The organism is Streptomyces violens, assembly GCF_000717745.1.
GTDB classification, from domain to species: Bacteria; Actinomycetota; Actinomycetes; order Streptomycetales; family Streptomycetaceae; genus Streptomyces; species Streptomyces violens.
Window position 1 is genome coordinate 110,298 of sequence record NZ_JOBH01000013.1, and the last position, 16,039, is coordinate 126,336.

General features: G+C 69.6%; 14 protein-coding genes. 8 read left to right on the plus strand and 6 right to left on the minus strand.

What is annotated here, in order from left to right; genetic code table 11:
* Window positions 1-61 precede the first annotated feature (61 nt).
* From IF04_RS38855 to IF04_RS0124960, 3 genes are read right to left on the minus strand one after another with little or no spacing between them, the layout of a single operon-like run.
* Entirely contained in the window at window positions 62-217 is a 156-nt protein-coding gene (locus tag IF04_RS38855) for a hypothetical protein (protein WP_157847702.1), read from the minus strand.
* Window positions 214-1,092, minus strand: coding sequence for a hypothetical protein (locus IF04_RS36765; RefSeq protein ID WP_157847703.1), 879 nt, complete (start codon window positions 1,090-1,092; stop codon window positions 214-216). Before IF04_RS36765 ends, IF04_RS38855 begins: the two co-directional genes overlap by 4 nt.
* Window positions 1,092-1,343 carry a DUF6284 family protein gene (locus IF04_RS0124960; RefSeq protein WP_030262066.1) on the minus strand — a complete coding sequence of 84 codons (252 nt, stop codon included), beginning with the start codon at window positions 1,341-1,343 and terminating at the stop codon, window positions 1,092-1,094. Before IF04_RS0124960 ends, IF04_RS36765 begins: the two co-directional genes overlap by 1 nt.
* Window positions 1,344-1,910: 567 nt before the next feature.
* Between IF04_RS0124960 and IF04_RS0124965 the strand changes: the two genes are divergently transcribed.
* Window positions 1,911-3,050 (plus strand): helix-turn-helix domain-containing protein, encoded by a 1,140-nt coding sequence (locus IF04_RS0124965; RefSeq protein ID WP_030262068.1) that lies wholly within the window; start codon window positions 1,911-1,913, stop codon window positions 3,048-3,050.
* On the opposite strand, the gene IF04_RS0124970 is transcribed toward IF04_RS0124965, so the two are convergent.
* The 3 genes from IF04_RS0124970 to IF04_RS0124980 all read right to left on the minus strand — a co-directional run bounded on the left by IF04_RS0124970 (window position 3,034) and on the right by IF04_RS0124980 (window position 8,129).
* Window positions 3,034-3,810 (minus strand): NUDIX domain-containing protein, encoded by a 777-nt coding sequence (locus tag IF04_RS0124970; RefSeq protein WP_078600753.1) that lies wholly within the window; start codon window positions 3,808-3,810, stop codon window positions 3,034-3,036. The genes IF04_RS0124965 and IF04_RS0124970 overlap by 17 nt on opposite strands.
* A 221-nt stretch (window positions 3,811-4,031) precedes the next feature.
* Window positions 4,032-5,156, minus strand: coding sequence for a YaaC family protein (locus tag IF04_RS37745; protein WP_078600755.1), 1,125 nt, complete (start codon window positions 5,154-5,156; stop codon window positions 4,032-4,034).
* 1,194 nt (window positions 5,157-6,350) lie between these two features.
* Window positions 6,351-8,129, minus strand: coding sequence for a dolichyl-phosphate-mannose--protein mannosyltransferase (locus IF04_RS0124980; RefSeq protein ID WP_425428449.1), 1,779 nt, complete (start codon window positions 8,127-8,129; stop codon window positions 6,351-6,353).
* Between the two features lie 85 nt (window positions 8,130-8,214).
* Here IF04_RS0124980 and rsmI point away from each other — a divergent pair, with 85 nt between their 5' ends.
* The 7 genes from rsmI (at window position 8,215) to IF04_RS0125015 (ending at window position 15,859) form a co-directional block, all read left to right on the plus strand.
* Window positions 8,215-9,084 carry a 16S rRNA (cytidine(1402)-2'-O)-methyltransferase gene (gene rsmI / locus IF04_RS0124985; RefSeq protein ID WP_030262074.1) on the plus strand — a complete coding sequence of 290 codons (870 nt, stop codon included), beginning with the start codon at window positions 8,215-8,217 and terminating at the stop codon, window positions 9,082-9,084.
* Between the two features lie 174 nt (window positions 9,085-9,258).
* A complete protein-coding gene (locus IF04_RS0124990) occupies window positions 9,259-9,702 on the plus strand; it encodes a hypothetical protein (RefSeq protein ID WP_030262078.1) in 444 nt (147 codons plus the stop codon).
* A gap of 31 nt (window positions 9,703-9,733) precedes the next feature.
* Window positions 9,734-10,603 (plus strand): TatD family hydrolase, encoded by an 870-nt coding sequence (locus IF04_RS0124995; RefSeq protein WP_030262083.1) that lies wholly within the window; start codon window positions 9,734-9,736, stop codon window positions 10,601-10,603.
* A 103-nt stretch (window positions 10,604-10,706) separates the two neighbouring features.
* A complete protein-coding gene (locus tag IF04_RS0125000; protein WP_078600757.1) occupies window positions 10,707-12,137 on the plus strand; it encodes a resuscitation-promoting factor in 1,431 nt (476 codons plus the stop codon).
* Window positions 12,134-13,015: a 16S rRNA (adenine(1518)-N(6)/adenine(1519)-N(6))-dimethyltransferase RsmA gene (rsmA, locus tag IF04_RS0125005; RefSeq protein ID WP_030262089.1), complete on the plus strand. Its 882-nt coding sequence runs from the start codon at window positions 12,134-12,136 to the stop codon at window positions 13,013-13,015. Before IF04_RS0125000 ends, rsmA begins: the two co-directional genes overlap by 4 nt.
* Entirely contained in the window at window positions 13,012-13,929 is a 918-nt protein-coding gene (locus IF04_RS0125010) for a 4-(cytidine 5'-diphospho)-2-C-methyl-D-erythritol kinase (RefSeq protein WP_030262092.1), read from the plus strand. Before rsmA ends, IF04_RS0125010 begins: the two co-directional genes overlap by 4 nt.
* A gap of 133 nt (window positions 13,930-14,062) precedes the next feature.
* Window positions 14,063-15,859, plus strand: coding sequence for an ABC-F family ATP-binding cassette domain-containing protein (locus tag IF04_RS0125015; RefSeq protein WP_030262096.1), 1,797 nt, complete (start codon window positions 14,063-14,065; stop codon window positions 15,857-15,859).
* The last annotated feature ends 180 nt before the right edge of the window (window positions 15,860-16,039 follow it).

The window sequence follows — 16,039 nt, forward strand, 5'->3', positions numbered from 1 at the left end:
GAGGGAGGTGGACGGTTGGAGGTTCGGCGGGCATGGGTGGCGGTGTGGTCATCGGCCCTCCTCACAGGGCGGCGCAGGCCAGGGCGAGGCCCACAGCGACGGGTAGCAGTACGGCGGTGGTGCACAGGGCGGGGAGGATGCGGCGCGGGGAGACGGCGGCGAGGCCGGTTAGGGCCAGGGCGGTGACCGCCCACCAGGCCAGGACGAGGGGCGTCATCGGGCGGCCTCCAGCGCCAGCCGGTCAGCTGCCGGCCGGGTGTCGGCGGCTTCCTTCTCCTTGGTCAGGCGCTGGTAGACCTTGTGGACGTAGGAGGTGGACCGGGTGGATTTCCGGGCCGCTTCGGCGATGGTTTCGCCCATCACCCAGCACGTGCGGATGACGTTCAGGGCCTCGAAGGAGGACAGCTTTTCCGGCTCCGGGGTGGAGGCCGCGGGGACGGTGAGGGGATACACCTGTCGGTCACCGCAGATGACCAGCGACGGCCGCCGCACCGGCACCACCGCAGGCTCAGCGGCCACAGGCGCGAAGCTGATGGTGGACAGCGGGGTGGATGCCGGGTGGACGGCCGGGCCGTCCACCTTCTCCACCACCGCGTCCACCGCGGCCGGGCCGGTGTCCACCTGGGCGCGGAGTTCGGCGATTTTCGCCAGGATCGCGCGCCGGTAGTGGGTGATGGCCTCGGCCAGGATGATCAGCAGGGCCGGGGGGATGGAGTGGAGGACCAGCCCCGCCGGGTCCACCGCGTGGGGGACGCCGAACGGTGTCCCCTCCGGCCAGAGGGAGCCCCAGCAGTTCATGACCCAAGTCCCCAGACCGGCGAACCAGCGCAGCCCCGTGGCCCAGCCCGAGGGGTGGACGCCGTACTCCGACAGCCGCCCGTCGAAGATGAGCACGGCGCCCAGGGCGACGGCGACCATGGGGTCCAGCAGCCAGGCGATCCACGGCGAGACGTGGTGGTCGGTGGCGAAGGTGGTGACGTTGGTGGCGGTGAAGACCAGCGCGATCACGGCGACCACCACCAGGACGGCGGTCAGGCCGGCCTGCAGCCGGTTCAGCGCTCTGATCTGCGCGGCGACGGTAGGCGTGGGCATCAGGCGGCCTCCGGCCAACCAGTCCGGCGCCGCTCCTCCAGCGCCCGGCGGGCGGCCAGCATCTTCCGGCGGGTGCGGAGGAGGCGGCGGGTGTCCAGCTCGGAGGCCGGCCGGTAGAGGGTGACGATGTAGGCGTCCAGCAGCTCGACCTCCGCCTCGATGACGGGCATCTCGTGCTCGATCGCGTCCAGCTCCGCGGCGGTCGGCTCGCGGTCGGTAACAGGGGCCTGAACAGTGCCGATGTGCTTCATGGGTCGGGCTCCTCTCGTTGGAACGGCCCAAAGAAGCGGCCCCGGTGTGCCAGCACCGGGGCCGCGCTCGTGTGGAGTCGAAAGGTTCCGGCTCCCCTCAGCCCCGCCCGTACGGACCCCCGGGGGCCGGACGGGCGGAGGAGGCAACCGGCCGCAGCACGAAGCGCTGCGGAACAGGTCGGGTTGCGCTGTACCTCACGCGGAAGACCGCGTGGCCGCCTACTTGGCCGAGGAGAGGCGGCGTTATCCCCATTCAGTTCTCAAGCAACGAGTGCTTCCTTTCGCCCCTCGTCTCAGAGGCGTCCGGGCACGCAATGCACGGAGTCCGGAGGACCCCGGCGCCCATCTGGTGCGCACCAGAAGACTGCATCTGGTGCGCACCAGTCGTCAAGCGCTGTTGCTGGGAGTCGTCCTTTGAGGCGTGTCTCCCTGCGCAACTAAGGTGCTTGGAATGGGGGAGAGTTCGGTAGCCAACTCGGCTTAACCTGGTTGGTGTTAACCCCATCTGACCTGCGGCAATGCGTCGCGGGTGAGGGCGACTGGCGGGCAGGCTCAGGGGAGGAGCGCATGAGTGACGGGCTGAAGCGGGCGCGAACGGCGCGCGGTTGGTCACAAGAGCGTCTGATCCGAGAGATCGAGCGGCATGCGCGTCAACACCTACTCGACGTGGCGACCACCGCGAGTCTGCGTGTCTATGTGTCCGAGTGGGAGAACGGGCGACGCTCCATCTCCGACCGATACGCCGCCATCCTGCGGCCGTTGCTCGGTCTCACCAATGACGAACTACGTGGTGCGCCCGCGGCCCCGACTTCCTCTGTGCAGTCGGTCATCGGGGGCTATGACGAGCTGATTGAGCGGGTCGACTCGGCGCGCAGCGTCAGCAAGTCGATGGTGGCCACGCTCATGGACCAGACAGAGCTCCTGCGCACGATGGACCGCCAGTTGGGCGCCGCCAACCTCGTGGATCAGATGAATGGCCACTTGGCGACGCTGGAGGACGCGCTCACCTTCGCGGTACTTCCCGACACGCGGAAGCCGATCGCGGTTGCCCTTGCGGGTGCAGCAACTCTGGCTGCATGGCAGGCATTGGACGCCGGTGCGGTCGAGAGAGCGTGGAGACACTACGAGCTGGGCAAGCGCGCGGCCCAGGAGGCAGACGCGCCTATGTACGTAGCGCACGCCATGGGGGAGCAGGCGTACGTCCTGTGTGACGCTGGCCGCCCGGAGCTGGCGGTCGAGCTGGTGCGCAACGCGCAGACGACTGGAGGCGACAGACTCTCTCCGCGACTGCGCGCGTGGTTGTTCGCCGCCGAAGCTGAACTGTGCTCGAAGGCAGGCAAGGCCGACGAGTGCCGGCGGGCGTTGGACAGGGCGGCCGCGTGCCTTCCGGAAGGCGATGAGGCACGCGACCCCGACATGCTGAGCGTCTTCCTGAACCACGGGCACCTCGCCCGCTGGCGGGGAAACGCCCTTGCTCTCCTCGGCGACGACGAGGCCGTGACCAGCCTGTACACGGCGTTGAAGGCCATGGACCCGACCTTCATCCGCGCGCAGGCCGGCCTGCGGTGCGACCTGGCGCATGCCCACCAGGCACGGGGTGAGCTCGACCAGGCCCGCGAACACCTCCGCCAGGCGCGGCTGCTGGCGAGCCGTACCGGCTCAGTGCGTCACCGCCGCCGAATCGATCTGCTCATGGGGCAGATGTAGGCCCGCTGGCCAGGACGTGGAGCAGGGCTACGAGCGTGCCGGATCCCATCAACTGTCCCTTGGCCATAAGCCCCGGTACGTCAGCCAGCGGCACCCAGGCGACGTGGCCGGCCTCTTCGAGGTCCGTCGGCTCACCGATACGGCGAGCGCCCCGCCCCACGTAGATCTCGTGGGGAGAGTCGACCATGCCCACCATCGGCTGGTACGTGACCACGTGCTCCAGCCGCTCCGGACGCCAGCCGGTCTCTTCCTCGACCTCGCGCAGCGCTGTCGCGTGTGGGTCCTCACCGGGGTCAACGATCCCGCCGGGGAGCTCCCACCCCCACTGCTGCGGCACGAAGCGATACCGCCAGAGCATCAGCACACGGTCTTCATCGTCCAACACGGCCGAGACGGCGACATGGTGGAGCTTCACGACGTGGTGCTCGAATCGCTCCACGCCGGGCGGCTCAACATCGACCAGGTCGAGCTTCACCCAGCGGTTGTCGTAGAGGTTCCGCTCCCCATGGATCTTCCACGGCTCCAGACCTTCAGGGGCCTCGGTGGTTACCCCGCCGGCCACTCGGTACGCGCTCCGCCCGTAGGCCCGGATCAGCCTCTCCGCAGCGAGCCGCGCCAGCACCTGCCGCAGGGCTGTACGCCCGATCTCCAGGTCCTCGCTCAACGAGCGCTCGGAGGGCAGCTTGTCTCCCGGCCGCAGCGTCCCCGACGTGATCCACTCCCGAATCGTCGAGTAGACCCTGGTCGACTTCGGTCCCATCCGCAGAGCACTCTCCTGGGTTCGTTGACTGGCGTGTACCAGCGTAGCCGTGGATATTCACCTCAGGCAGAGCCGAGCCCCCATTCCGTCCGGTCTCTGCTGCACTAGACAGGTAACAACCTCCCTTACGGACACAAGGCTGCTCACATTCGCGCGGTGGGACGCAGCCTGGCACTGTCCCGCTTCAGCCGAAGTCGCTCTGTCGTCCCGATCCCGCTCATCTACACGCGAAGCGAGCCTCCATCCAAAAACAGTTGGTCCTCTGCCTCAAGTTCACTCAAAGTGTCGATTAGCATCGGCAAGGCGCACTCACGCGCTATCGCGTCGAACAGTAGCGCCTGCTCTGGATAGATTTGAGAATCAAAAGCAGAAGGTTTGTAACGGACGAGTGAGGAGGCGTAATAAGTGATTGCATATCTAGCCAATGATGACGGCATCAGCAGCATTTTCGAATCGTAAAGGCTAGGGCAAAGAGCAGTCTCGTAATACTCGGAGTGTCTGCGCTGCAGGAAATCCTCCAGTCTCAGCGAGATGTGCAGGGCTCCCCTGACGTCCGGGTTTCCGTCTTTGTCGTGTGGCGCAGTGTCAATCGCCTCAAAGAGTCGAGCTCCCATTGAGCGACGACTGATCGCGAAGGTATCTCTCCAGTTGAACGCCGGTGCAACCTCTCGGAAAACCTTGTGGAAAGCTCGTGCGGTCACGCTGCCGTCCTTCGGGACCTCTTGCGAGAGGAGTACCGGCCACGCAGCACTGGAATCCATAGCGATCAGGTGATGAAGGCCAATAACCCGGTCGCTCCCGAAGCCCGCATCAACAGCTTGCGTGCCGATTTCGGGAACATGGCGGAGCAGTCTCTTGACGGGTAGCTTGGTGCCAACGGGGATCTTGTGGCCGGTCCGCTTCTCGTACAGCCATGGAAACACTCCGTCCTTGACGATCAGGGAATCTCCGGCCGTCGTCCGTGCCCGATTGGGGCCGAAGCTCAATCCGTGTCCCACAAACCTCCCGAGTATGTTCGACGGATGTGTTTTGAGTAGTTCAGCTTTGGCGAAATTCAACATGGAGTAGTAGTAAAGAAGGCATGCAGACCGATTCTCGACGCCTAGCGCCGCGCTGAAATTGCTTAGTGCTTGCCTCATGAAGTTCCGGTAGTCGAGCCAAAGTTTGTTCTTTTGTGCCAATGTGCCCGAGAACTGTTTTCTCCCTACGGTGCTGATTTCGGCATGCCGTCTTAGGTTTTCCAATAGGAGAGGGAAACTTGCTTTCTCGCTCCAATAGCGCACGTCTTGGGTGCTTGGCGTCGTTATGACCCAAGACGTGAACGGTCGTGGCTGCGGCAGGGGCATAGCTCCTCCAGTTATACTTGGTCACTCTTCTTACACTACTTACCGCAAGAGGTCTTAGCGTCTTTTCTGTAAGTGCGCGAGCGTCATCCTGACCCGGTTCGATGCCGTGGCTAGCGCCCAACAAAGATCAGCAGCCAGCGCAACAGGAGTTCAGAAGATCGATCGCCCGGGTGTCCGCAGGTCATAGCCGCCGACAGTCCGCTCCGACCTTCCGGCCCTGAGTGGGGATATGGCGCTGCGACCGAGGAAGATCATGAGGGAACTGTGGTCAAGGTGCTGCTGGCACCTCCAACGCGCAGTTCTGGGAACGGAACGGAGCAGGACACGTCCGCGGAACACGCAATGCTGACGTCGCTCATTGATTTCTGCAGCTAGACGAGACTGCCGCGCGCTCACGAGCGGATGCGGTGCCACCAGGAACTACGACGGCGTGCGTCCTTCAGTTGCCTGAGCAAGGACGAGAATGTTGCTGGCCCAGGAAGCCATTCCTGTTCCCAGTTCCACTCAAGATCTACATAAGGTTCAACGGCAGCGAGAGCATCGCGCATCTCCACAACGGCAACCCTGAACTCGGTAAAGCCTTCCAGAGGTAGTTGGACGCGAGCTGCGTGAGCTTGTTCCAAGTGCTCAGTTGTCAGTTCTGGCCAGCGGTCCTGTGCTGACATGTCTACATCTGCTGGTAGCAGCTGATCTTTTGCTACACCTCGAAGGTAGTTGCGCCGCAAGCTAGCTTTTCTAGTGGCTACGATGGCTCGGTCTAGGGTTTCGCGTCGAGCTGCAACCCACGCTTGCCGGCGAGCCGCCCAGGGGCTCACTATTGCACCCGTGATCACGCCAACCAACGCGAATGTAGCGGTTACCCAGACCCCCACCGTGCCCCCCCTCGTGAGCCCTCTGTAGGGACTAGTTTGGCGTACGGCACAGACAACATGGTCGGTCATGCGGAGAATCCCGGAAGTTGGCACGGCCAACCTGTGACCAAGCCTTGGGCCACCTGTACCGGCCCCCATAGTTCTATTGCAGGTCAGACGGGGTACAGAGCCGGGAACCTGGGCGTGTGGTGACAGGTTCTCTACTTGCCGTGCTCTGGGCCGTCCCTGGGCCGTCCCTGGGCCGTCCGATGGCGGCCCCGGACGGCCCGAGTCGACCAACGACGACCGCTACCGGAAGCCGACGGTCAGGGCGTCTGCCCAGCTACACCCAGGTGTCCAGCCACATCCGTGCCTGCCATGCGCTCTTGGGGATCGGTAGCCCTGTGTACACGGGATAGAAATAAATGAAGTTCCACACAATGAGCAGGACCAGGATGCCCGCCGCTACGATGCCCGCCGCGCGGCGCCGGTCGCCGGTGAGGAGCAGCTTGGATTCCGTGACGAGGCCCTCCTGGGGCCGTCCGATGATCGCGCCGAGCATCATGGCCAGCGCCAGGCAGAGGAACGGCACGAAGACGACCGCGTAGAAGAGGAAGATCGTGCGCTCCTGGTAGAGGAACCAGGGGAGATAGCCCGCCGCGATGCCGCAGGCGATCGCGCCGGCCCGCCAGTCCCGCTTGAACAGCCAGCGGTAGAGGACGTAGAGCAGCGCGAAGCAGCCGGCCCACCACAGGAGCGGGGTGCCGAGCGCGAGGACCTCGCGGGCGCAGCCCTCCGCCGCGGTGCAGCCGTCCTGGCCGGCCTTGGGGTCCTCGTAGAAGTACGACACGGGGCGGCCCAGGACCAGCCAGCTCCAGGGGTTGGACTGGTAGGTGTGGGTGCTGGTCAGGTGGGTGTGGAACTCGTACACCTCGTGCTGGTAGTGCCACAGGCTGCGCAGCCAGTCCGGCAGCCAGGTCCAGCCGGCGGCGCGGCCGTCGGCCGTGGTGGCCCAGTCGCGGTAGTAGCCGCCCTTCGTGACGATCCAGCCGGTCCAGGACGCGAGGTAGGTGGCCGCGGCGAGGACGACGGTGGAGAGGAACGCGGGCAGCACGTCACGGCGGAGGGCCGAGCGGTATGGGTGGCGGGCACCGGCCGTGCGCCGGGCGCCGACGTCCCACAGGACCGACATCAGGGCGAAGGCGGCGAGAAAGTACAGACCGTTCCACTTGGTCGCCGCGGAGAGGCCGAGGCAGAGCCCGGCCGCCAGCCGCCAGGGACGCCACCCGAGCCGCAGCCGGTCGCCGACTTCCTCGTCCGGCCGGGCCAGGCCGTCCTCCCCTACGGGCAGCGCCGCGGCGAGCCGGGCGCGGGTGCGGTCCCGGTCGATCAGCAGACAGCCGAAGGCGGCCAGCGCCCAGAACATCACGATGATGTCGAGGAGCGCGGTGCGGCTCATGACGAAGTGCAGGCCGTCCACGGCCAGCAGCAGGCCCGCCAGGCAGCCCAGGGCGGTGGAGCGCAGCAGGCGGCGGCCGATGCGGCAGAGCATCAGTACCGACAGGGTGCCGAGCAGGGCCGTCATGAAACGCCAGCCGAAGGGGTTCATGCCGAAGGCCCACTCGCCCAGCGCGATCAGCCACTTCCCGATGGGCGGGTGCACGACGTAGGAGTGCTCGGGGCTGAGCAGGATGCGGGACGGGTCGCCGACCAGCGCGTCGTTGGCGTTCTTCGCCCAGGTGCCCTCGTAGCCGTACTGCAGCAGGGACCAGGCGTCCTTCGGGTAGTACGTCTCGTCGAATATCACCTTGTCCGGGCTGCCCAGGCGCCAGAAACGCAGGATGCCGGCGAGCAGCGCGACCAGTACGGGCAGGCCCCACGCGGCGAGGCGGGCCGTGCCGTCGGAGACCCGCGGCGTGGGGAAGGGTGCGAGGAGCCGGGTCCGCAGGTCCCGCTCCGGGCGTGCGGTGTAGCCGAAGCGGCGCAGCCGCCGCAGCCAGGCGGTCGGCGCCGGGACGCCGCCCTGGGGCGCCTGCGCGGCGCGGGCGGCGGCCCCGGCGGTCACCGGGGCCCTGCCGTGGTCGCCGGCGCGCCGGTCGTTGGTCGCGGTGTCACTCGTCACCGGGCCATCGTAGGGAAGCGGCCTGTGAGAGGCCCGTCTCTCCGCGCGGCGGGAAGGATGCCGGTCCGCCTGAAAGGATGGGGCCGTGACTGGAACGCTCGTACTCGCAGGGACCCCCATCGGTGACACCGAGGACGCGCCGCCGCGGCTGGCCGCCGAGCTGCTCGCCGCCGACGTGATCGCGGCCGAGGACACCCGCAGGCTGCGCCGCCTGACGACCGCGCTGGGTGTGCACACCACGGGGCGGGTGGTGTCGTACTTCGAGGGGAACGAGTCCGCGCGCACCCCGGAGCTGGCCGACGCGCTCGAAGGCGGGGCGCGGGTGCTGCTGGTCACCGACGCGGGCATGCCCTCGGTCTCCGACCCCGGCTACCGCCTGGTCGCCGCGGCGGTGGAGCGCGGCGTGAAGGTGACGGCCGTGCCCGGCCCGTCGGCCGTGCTCACCGCGCTCGCCGTCTCCGGGCTGCCGGTGGACCGCTTCTGCTTCGAGGGCTTCCTGCCCAGGAAGGCGGGGGAGCGGACCGGCCGGCTGAGGGAGGTCGCCGACGAGCGGCGCACGCTCGTCTACTTCGAGGCGCCGCACCGGCTGGCCGACACCCTCGCCGCGATGGCGGAGGTCTTCGGCAAGGACCGACGCGCCGCCGTCTGCCGCGAGCTGACGAAGACGTACGAGGAGGTGCGCCGCGGCCCGCTGGAGGAGCTGGCCGGGTGGGCGGCCGACGGCGTACGCGGCGAGATCACGATCGTGGTGGAGGGGGCGCCCGAGCCGGGGCCCGGCGATCTGGACGCCGAGGAGCTGGTGCGCCGGGTGAAGGTCCGTGAGGAGGCCGGGGAGCGGCGCAAGGAGGCCATCGCGGGGGTCGCGGCCGAGGCCGGCGTACCCAAGCGGGAGGTCTTCGACGCGGTCGTGGCGGCGAAGAACGCGGAGCGCGGTGACTCTCGTGCGGGTAAATGACCGGTCCGAAAGGTAAAGAGCAGGTCGGCCCGGTGAGGTTCTTTCCCTCGGCACGCTCAAATCTGTGCCAATAGGAGGAACCTTTGCTGCATCGCGGCTCGGAAAGGCGTCCACTGGAACCGGGGCGTTCGTCCCCGAGAGCGAGAGCTTGTCCGGCGGACAAGAGGAGCTGCGATGACTGAATCCGTGGGAACCGCGAGCGGGACTCCGCACACGACCGGGACCGAACCCGCCGCGCACGAGGCGTACTCCTTCGCCTGTATGAAATGCGGGCACGGCTGGGAGCAGTCCTACGACATCGAGCACCACGTGGACGTGTCCGGCGCGCCGCGTGTCGTCTACTACACGGACGGCGAGCGCGTCCCGTCGCCGCTGACCAGGCCCACCTGCCGGCAGTGCGGCGGGCATCTGGTCCGGATCATGCGGGCCGGCCAGGTCTCCATGGTCTCGGCGGCCGCCGAGCGCCTGTACGCGCCGCGCAAGCCGCAGCCCACGACCGGTCCGGCGGGCGAGCCGGGCGACTCCGGCGACTCCGGCGGTGATGCCTCCGCGCGGCGCGGCCACCACCACTGGCACCTGTCCGACCTGCTGCACCCCTTCCAGCACCACCGCAGGTAGCCCGGTGCCGCGGGGCTCATAGGATCGAGGTATGAGCTCGAAGGACGCACCGCCGCCGCTGCCCGAACCGCTGGGGGCCTCCGTAGCGGACTCGCACACCCACCTCGACATGCAGTCCGGCACCGTCGACGAGGCACTCACCAAGGCCGCCGCCGTCGGCGTCACGACGGTGGTCCAGGTGGGCTGTGACGTGAAGGGTTCGCGCTGGGCCGCGGAGACCGCCGCCGCGTACGACGCGGTGCACGCGGCGGTGGCGCTGCATCCGAACGAGGCGCCGCGCATCGTGCTCGGTGATCCCGACGGGTGGTCGCGGCAGGGTGCGCGGGAGCCCGGCGGCGACGCGGCGCTGGACGAGGCGCTCGCGGAGATCGACGCGCTGGCCGCGCTGCCGCACGTCCGCGGCGTCGGCGAGACCGGCCTCGACTACTTCCGTACCGGCCCCGAGGGCATGGCCGCGCAGGAACGGTCCTTCCGCGCGCACATCGAGATCGCCAAGCGGCACGGCAAGGCCCTGGTCATCCACGACCGGGAGGCGCACGACGACGTGCTGCGGGTGCTGCGCGAGGAGGGCGCGCCCGAGCGGACCGTCTTCCACTGCTACTCCGGCGACGCGGAGATGGCGAAGGTGTGCGCCGAGGCCGGGTACTTCATGTCCTTCGCCGGGAACGTCACCTTCAAGAACGCCCAGCCGCTGCGGGACGCGCTGGCCGTCGCCCCGGCCGAGCTGGTGCTCGTCGAGACCGACGCCCCCTTCCTGACCCCCGCGCCGTACCGCGGTCGGCCTAACGCGCCGTACCTCATTCCGGTCACGCTGCGGGCCATGGCCGAGGTCAAGGGCATGGACGAGGACGCGCTGGCCACGGCCGTCGCGGCCAACACGGCCCGCGCTTTCGACTACTGACCCACCGTCAGCGCGCACCCTGCGTAGTCGCACGACTTTGGGGAGTGATCCCCCTCTCCGCTACATTCCGGCCCGTCAACCGGTCCCGGGCACGTGGAGCGTCGTGAGTCATTCGCAGGGATACGGATACGGGCTGCCGCAGTCGTACGACGGGACGGACTGGACGGGGGGTCCCCGCACCCAGGGCTACGGTCCGTACGGACCGCCGGACGAGGCCCAGGTGTACGACACGTACGTCGCGCAGTCGTACGCACCGCCGCAGACGTACGCACTGTGGCTGCCTGAACAGCAGTTGTACGAACCGCCGCCGCCCCCCGAGCCGCAGTCGTACGAACCACCGCAGTCGTACGACCAGCGACCGGAGCCGGTCACCAGGAGTCGGACGGCGGGCCGGGCCGCCGCCCGGCGCGCGGCCCGGCGCAAGCGGTTCGTCGAGCGGCCTCCCGAGGGATTGCGCAGGCTCGTCCCGCAGGCGCTGGTCGTCGCGTTCCTCGCGGGCGGCACCACCGCGTTCGTCGCGCACGACAAGGCCGTGCGCCTCAGCGTCGACGGTGATCCGCGGCGGCTGCACACCTTCGCCGGGGACGTCGGCGAGCTGCTGGCCTCCGAAGGCGTGCCGATCGGCCCGCACGACATCGTCGCGCCCGGCCCGGACGCCCCGCTGACCAGCGGGGACGAGGTGGCCGTGCGGTACGGCCGGCCCGTCGTGCTCACCGTGGACGGCCACCGCCGCCGGGTGTGGACCACCGCGCGCACCGTCGAGGGCGCGCTGCGCCAGCTCGGCGTGCGGGCCGAGGGCGCGTACATCTCCGCCTCGCGGTCGCTGCCCATCGCGCGGCACGGCATCGAGCTGGCCGTACGCACCGAGCGCACGGTGACCTTCATGGCCGACGGCCGCGCGCGCAGCATCCGTACCAACGCCGCCACCGTGCGCGCGGCGCTCGCCCGGGCCGGTATCGCGCTGCACGGCCAGGACACCACCTCCGTACCGCTGGACAGCTTTCCGCGCGACGGCCAGACCGTCTCCGTGCTGCGCGTCACCGGCTCCCGCGAGGTCCGCGAGGAGCCGATCGCCTACGAGACCCGGCGCGTCCCCGACGCCACGCTCTTCAAGGGCACCGAGTCGGTGGTCCAGCAGGGCCGCCAGGGCGTGCGACGGGTCACCTACCAGCTGCGTACCGTCAACGGCGTCCGGCAGCGGCCGCGGCTGCTGCGCCAGGAAGTGATCACCGCGCCGCGCAACGAGATCGTGCACGTGGGCACCGCGACCGTGCCCAGCAGCGTGGCCGGCGCCGACCACCTGAACTGGCAGGGGCTCGCGCAGTGCGAGACCGGCGGCCGGGCCGACGCGGTCGATCCCTCGGGCACGTACGGCGGGCTGTACCAGTTCGACCGCCCCACCTGGCACTCGCTCGGCGGGACCGGCGCCCCGCAGGACGCGCCGCCCGCCGAGCAGACCTACCGGGCCAAGAAGCTGTACGTGAGCCGGGGGGCGAGCCCGTGGCCCGTGTGCGGCCGTAAGCTTCACCAGTGACCAACAGCAGCACCGATGAGCCCGGCCCGCTCCTGGGCCCCGCCGACATCCGAGAACTGGCCGCGACGCTGGGCGTCCGCCCCACCAAGCAGAAGGGCCAGAACTTCGTCATCGACGCCAACACCGTCCGCCGGATCGTGCGGACGGCCGAGGTGCGCCCCGATGACGTGGTCGTCGAGGTGGGGCCCGGCCTCGGCTCGCTGACCCTGGCGCTGCTGGAGGCCGCCGACCGGGTCACGGCCGTGGAGATCGACGACGTGCTGGCGGCCGCGCTGCCCGCGACGGTCGAGGCCCGGATGCCGGAGCGCGCCGACCGGTTCGCGCTCGTGCACTCCGACGCGATGAAGGTCACCGAGCTGCCGGGCCCGCCGCCCACCGCCCTGGTCGCCAACCTCCCGTACAACGTCGCCGTCCCGGTCCTGCTCCACATGATGGCGACCTTCCCGACCATCGAGCGCACGCTCGTCATGGTCCAGTCCGAGGTCGCCGACCGGCTCGCGGCCCGCCCCGGCAACAAGGTCTACGGCGTGCCGTCGGTGAAGGCGAACTGGTACGCCGAGGTCAAGCGGGCCGGCGCGATCGGCCGGAACGTCTTCTGGCCCGCGCCCAACGTCGACTCCGGGCTGGTCTCCCTCGTACGCCGCGAGGCGCCGCTCGAAACCACCGCCAGCCGCGACGAGGTCTTCGCCGCCGTGGACGCGGCCTTCGCGCAGCGCCGCAAGACGCTGCGCTCCGCGCTCGCCGGCTGGGCGGGCTCGGCCGCCGCCGCCGAGGCCGCGCTGGTCGCGGCGGGCGTCTCGCCGCAGGCCCGGGGCGAGGCCCTGACCGTCGAAGAATTCGCCCGCATCGCCGAGCACAAGGAAGCCGCAGCCCAGTGACCCCGTCCAGCCCCCGCGCCGTCACCGTCCGCGTCCCCGCCAAGGTCAACGTCCAGCTCGCGGTCGGCGCCGCACGCGCCGACGGCTTCCACGACCTGGCCAACGTCTTCCTCGCCGTCGGCCTCTACGACGAGGTCACCGCGGCGCCCGCCGACACCCTGACGATCACCTGCGAGGGCCCGGACGCCGGGCAGGTCCCGCTGGACCGTACGAACCTCGCGGCCCGCGCCGCCGAGCTGCTGGCCGCCCGGCACGGCGTCGAGCCGCGCGTCCATCTGCACATCGCCAAGGACATCCCGGTCGCCGGCGGTATGGCCGGCGGCAGCGCGGACGGCGCGGGCGCGCTGCTCGCCTGCGACGCGCTGTGGGGGACCGGTGCGAGCCGCGAGGAGCTGCTCGACATCTGTGCCGAGCTGGGCAGCGACGTGCCGTTCAGCCTGGTCGGCGGGGCCGCGCTGGGCACGGGCCGGGGCGAGCGGCTGACGCCGCTGGAGACCGGCGGTACGTTCCACTGGGTCTTCGCGGTCGCCGACGGCGGGCTGTCCACGCCCGCGGTCTACCGCGAGTTCGACCGCCTCACCGAGGGCACCGACGTGCCCGCGCCCGAGGCGTCCCCGGCCCTGCTGGACGCGCTGCGTACGGGGGAGGCCGCGGCGCTGGCCAAGGCTCTCTCCAACGACCTGCAGCCCGCGGCCCTCTCGCTCTTCCCCTCGCTCGCCGCGACCCTGGAGGCGGGCACGAAGGCGGGCGCGCTCGCCGCCCTGGTCTCCGGCTCCGGCCCGACCACGGCCTTCCTCGCCGCGGACGGGGCTTCCGCCGCTGTGCTTGCCGACGCCCTGCTGGCTTCGGGCACGTGCCGTACGGCGCGGGTCGCGGAGAGCCCCGCGCCGGGCGCGACGGTCATCCGCCCGTAGGGGGGCGGCCCGGCAGGTTTTCCGGACCACCCCGCCGCTGTGGCTGGTCGCGCAGTTCCCCGCGCCCCTGACGGGGCGCCCGTCACTCGCGGCCCACTAGGCTGGTAGGCCGACCGCGTGAAACAGGAGTGAGATGGCCGCGAACCTCGTCAATCTGGAAGCCGTCAGCAAGGCGTACGCACTGCGCGCGCTGCTCGACGGCGTCTCCCTCGGCGTCAACGAGGGCGACCGGATCGGCGTCGTCGGCCGCAACGGTGACGGCAAGACGACCCTGATCCGCATCCTCGCCCAGCTGGAGTCCCCGGACGACGGCCGCGTCACACACGTGAACGGGCTGCGCCTCGGAGTGCTGACCCAGCACGACTCGCTCGACCCGGAGGCGACCGTCCGGCACGAGGTGATCGGCGACCTCGCCGACCACGAGTGGGCGGGCAACGCCAAGATCCGCGACGTGCTGACCGGCCTCTTCGGCGGCCTGGACCTGCCGGGCTTCCCGCAGGGCCTGGACACCGTCATCGGCCCGCTCTCCGGCGGCGAGCGGCGCCGCATCGCGCTCGCGAAGCTGCTCATTGCCGAGCAGGACCTGATCGTCCTCGACGAGCCGACCAACCACCTGGACGTGGAAGGCATCTCCTGGCTCGCGCGGCACCTCCAGGCGCGGCGCTCCGCGCTCGTGGTCGTCACCCACGACCGGTGGTTCCTGGACCAGGTCTGTACGCGCATGTGGGACGTGCAGCGCGGCGACGTGCACGAGTACGAGGGCGGCTACAGCGACTACGTGTTCGCGCGCGCCGAGCGGGAGCGGATCGCCGCCAGCGAGGAAGCCAAGCGGCAGAACCTCATGCGCAAGGAGCTGGCCTGGCTGCGGCGCGGCGCCCCGGCCCGGACGAGCAAGCCCCGCTTCCGCATCGAGGCCGCCAACGAGCTGATCGCGGACGTGCCGCCGCCCCGGGACAACGCCGAGCTGATGAAGTTCGCGAGCTCCCGGCTGGGCAAGACGGTCTTCGACCTGGAGGACGTGACCGTACAGGCCGGGCCCAAGGTGCTGCTGAAGCACGTCACCTGGCAGCTCGGCCCCGGCGAGCGGGTCGGTCTGGTGGGCGTCAACGGCGCGGGCAAGACCTCGCTGCTGCGGGCGCTGGCCGACGCGGCGCGCACGCAGGGCGACGCACAGCCGGCCGGCGGGAAGATCATCGTCGGGAAGACCGTGAAGCTGGCCTACCTCTCGCAGGAGGTCGCCGAACTGAAGCCCACCCTGCGGGTGCTGGAGGCCGTGCAGCAGGTCCGGGAGCGGGTGGACCTCGGCAAGGGCCGGGAGATGACCGCGGGCCAGCTCTGCGAGAAGTTCGGGTTCACGAAGGAGAAGCAGTGGACGCCGGTCGGCGACCTCTCCGGCGGTGAGCGGCGCCGGCTGCAGATCCTGCGGCTGCTGATGGACGAGCCGAACGTGCTCTTCCTCGACGAGCCCACCAACGACCTGGACATCGAGACGCTCACGCAGCTGGAGGACCTGCTCGACGGCTGGCCCGGCTCGCTGATCGTGATCAGCCACGACCGGTACTTCGTCGAGCGCACCACCGACCGGGTGTTCGCGCTGCTGGGCGACGCGGCGCTGCGGATGCTGCCGCGCGGCCTGGACGAGTACATCGAGCGGCGGGAGCGGATGGCGCAGGCCGCGGCCCCGGCGCCGGCGGCCGCCGCGCCCAAGCAGAAGGCCGCCGCGGTGGACCGGGCGACGCAGAAGGAACTGCAGAAGATCGAGCGGCAGCTGGACAAGATCGGTACGAAGGAGGCGAAGCTGCACACGCAGATCGCCGACAACGCCACCGACTTCACCAAGGTCGCCGAACTGGACGCGCAGCTCCGCGAGCTGAGGGACGAGAAGGACGAGCTGGAGATGCGCTGGCTGGAGCTGGCGGAGGACGCGTAGCGGCGCTGCGGCCCGGAACGGCGGCGTGCGTAACGGGTGCGTCGCGGGAGTGTCCCGGGCCGGTCTCGCCCTTTTGGTGGCGGCGTACCGCACCGGTGCGGTGTCGGTGCCGAGTGGTACAAAGAACTCCCGCTCAACTGCCGTTAATTGCCGAGCCTTATGTCTGATTCACTCCATCCC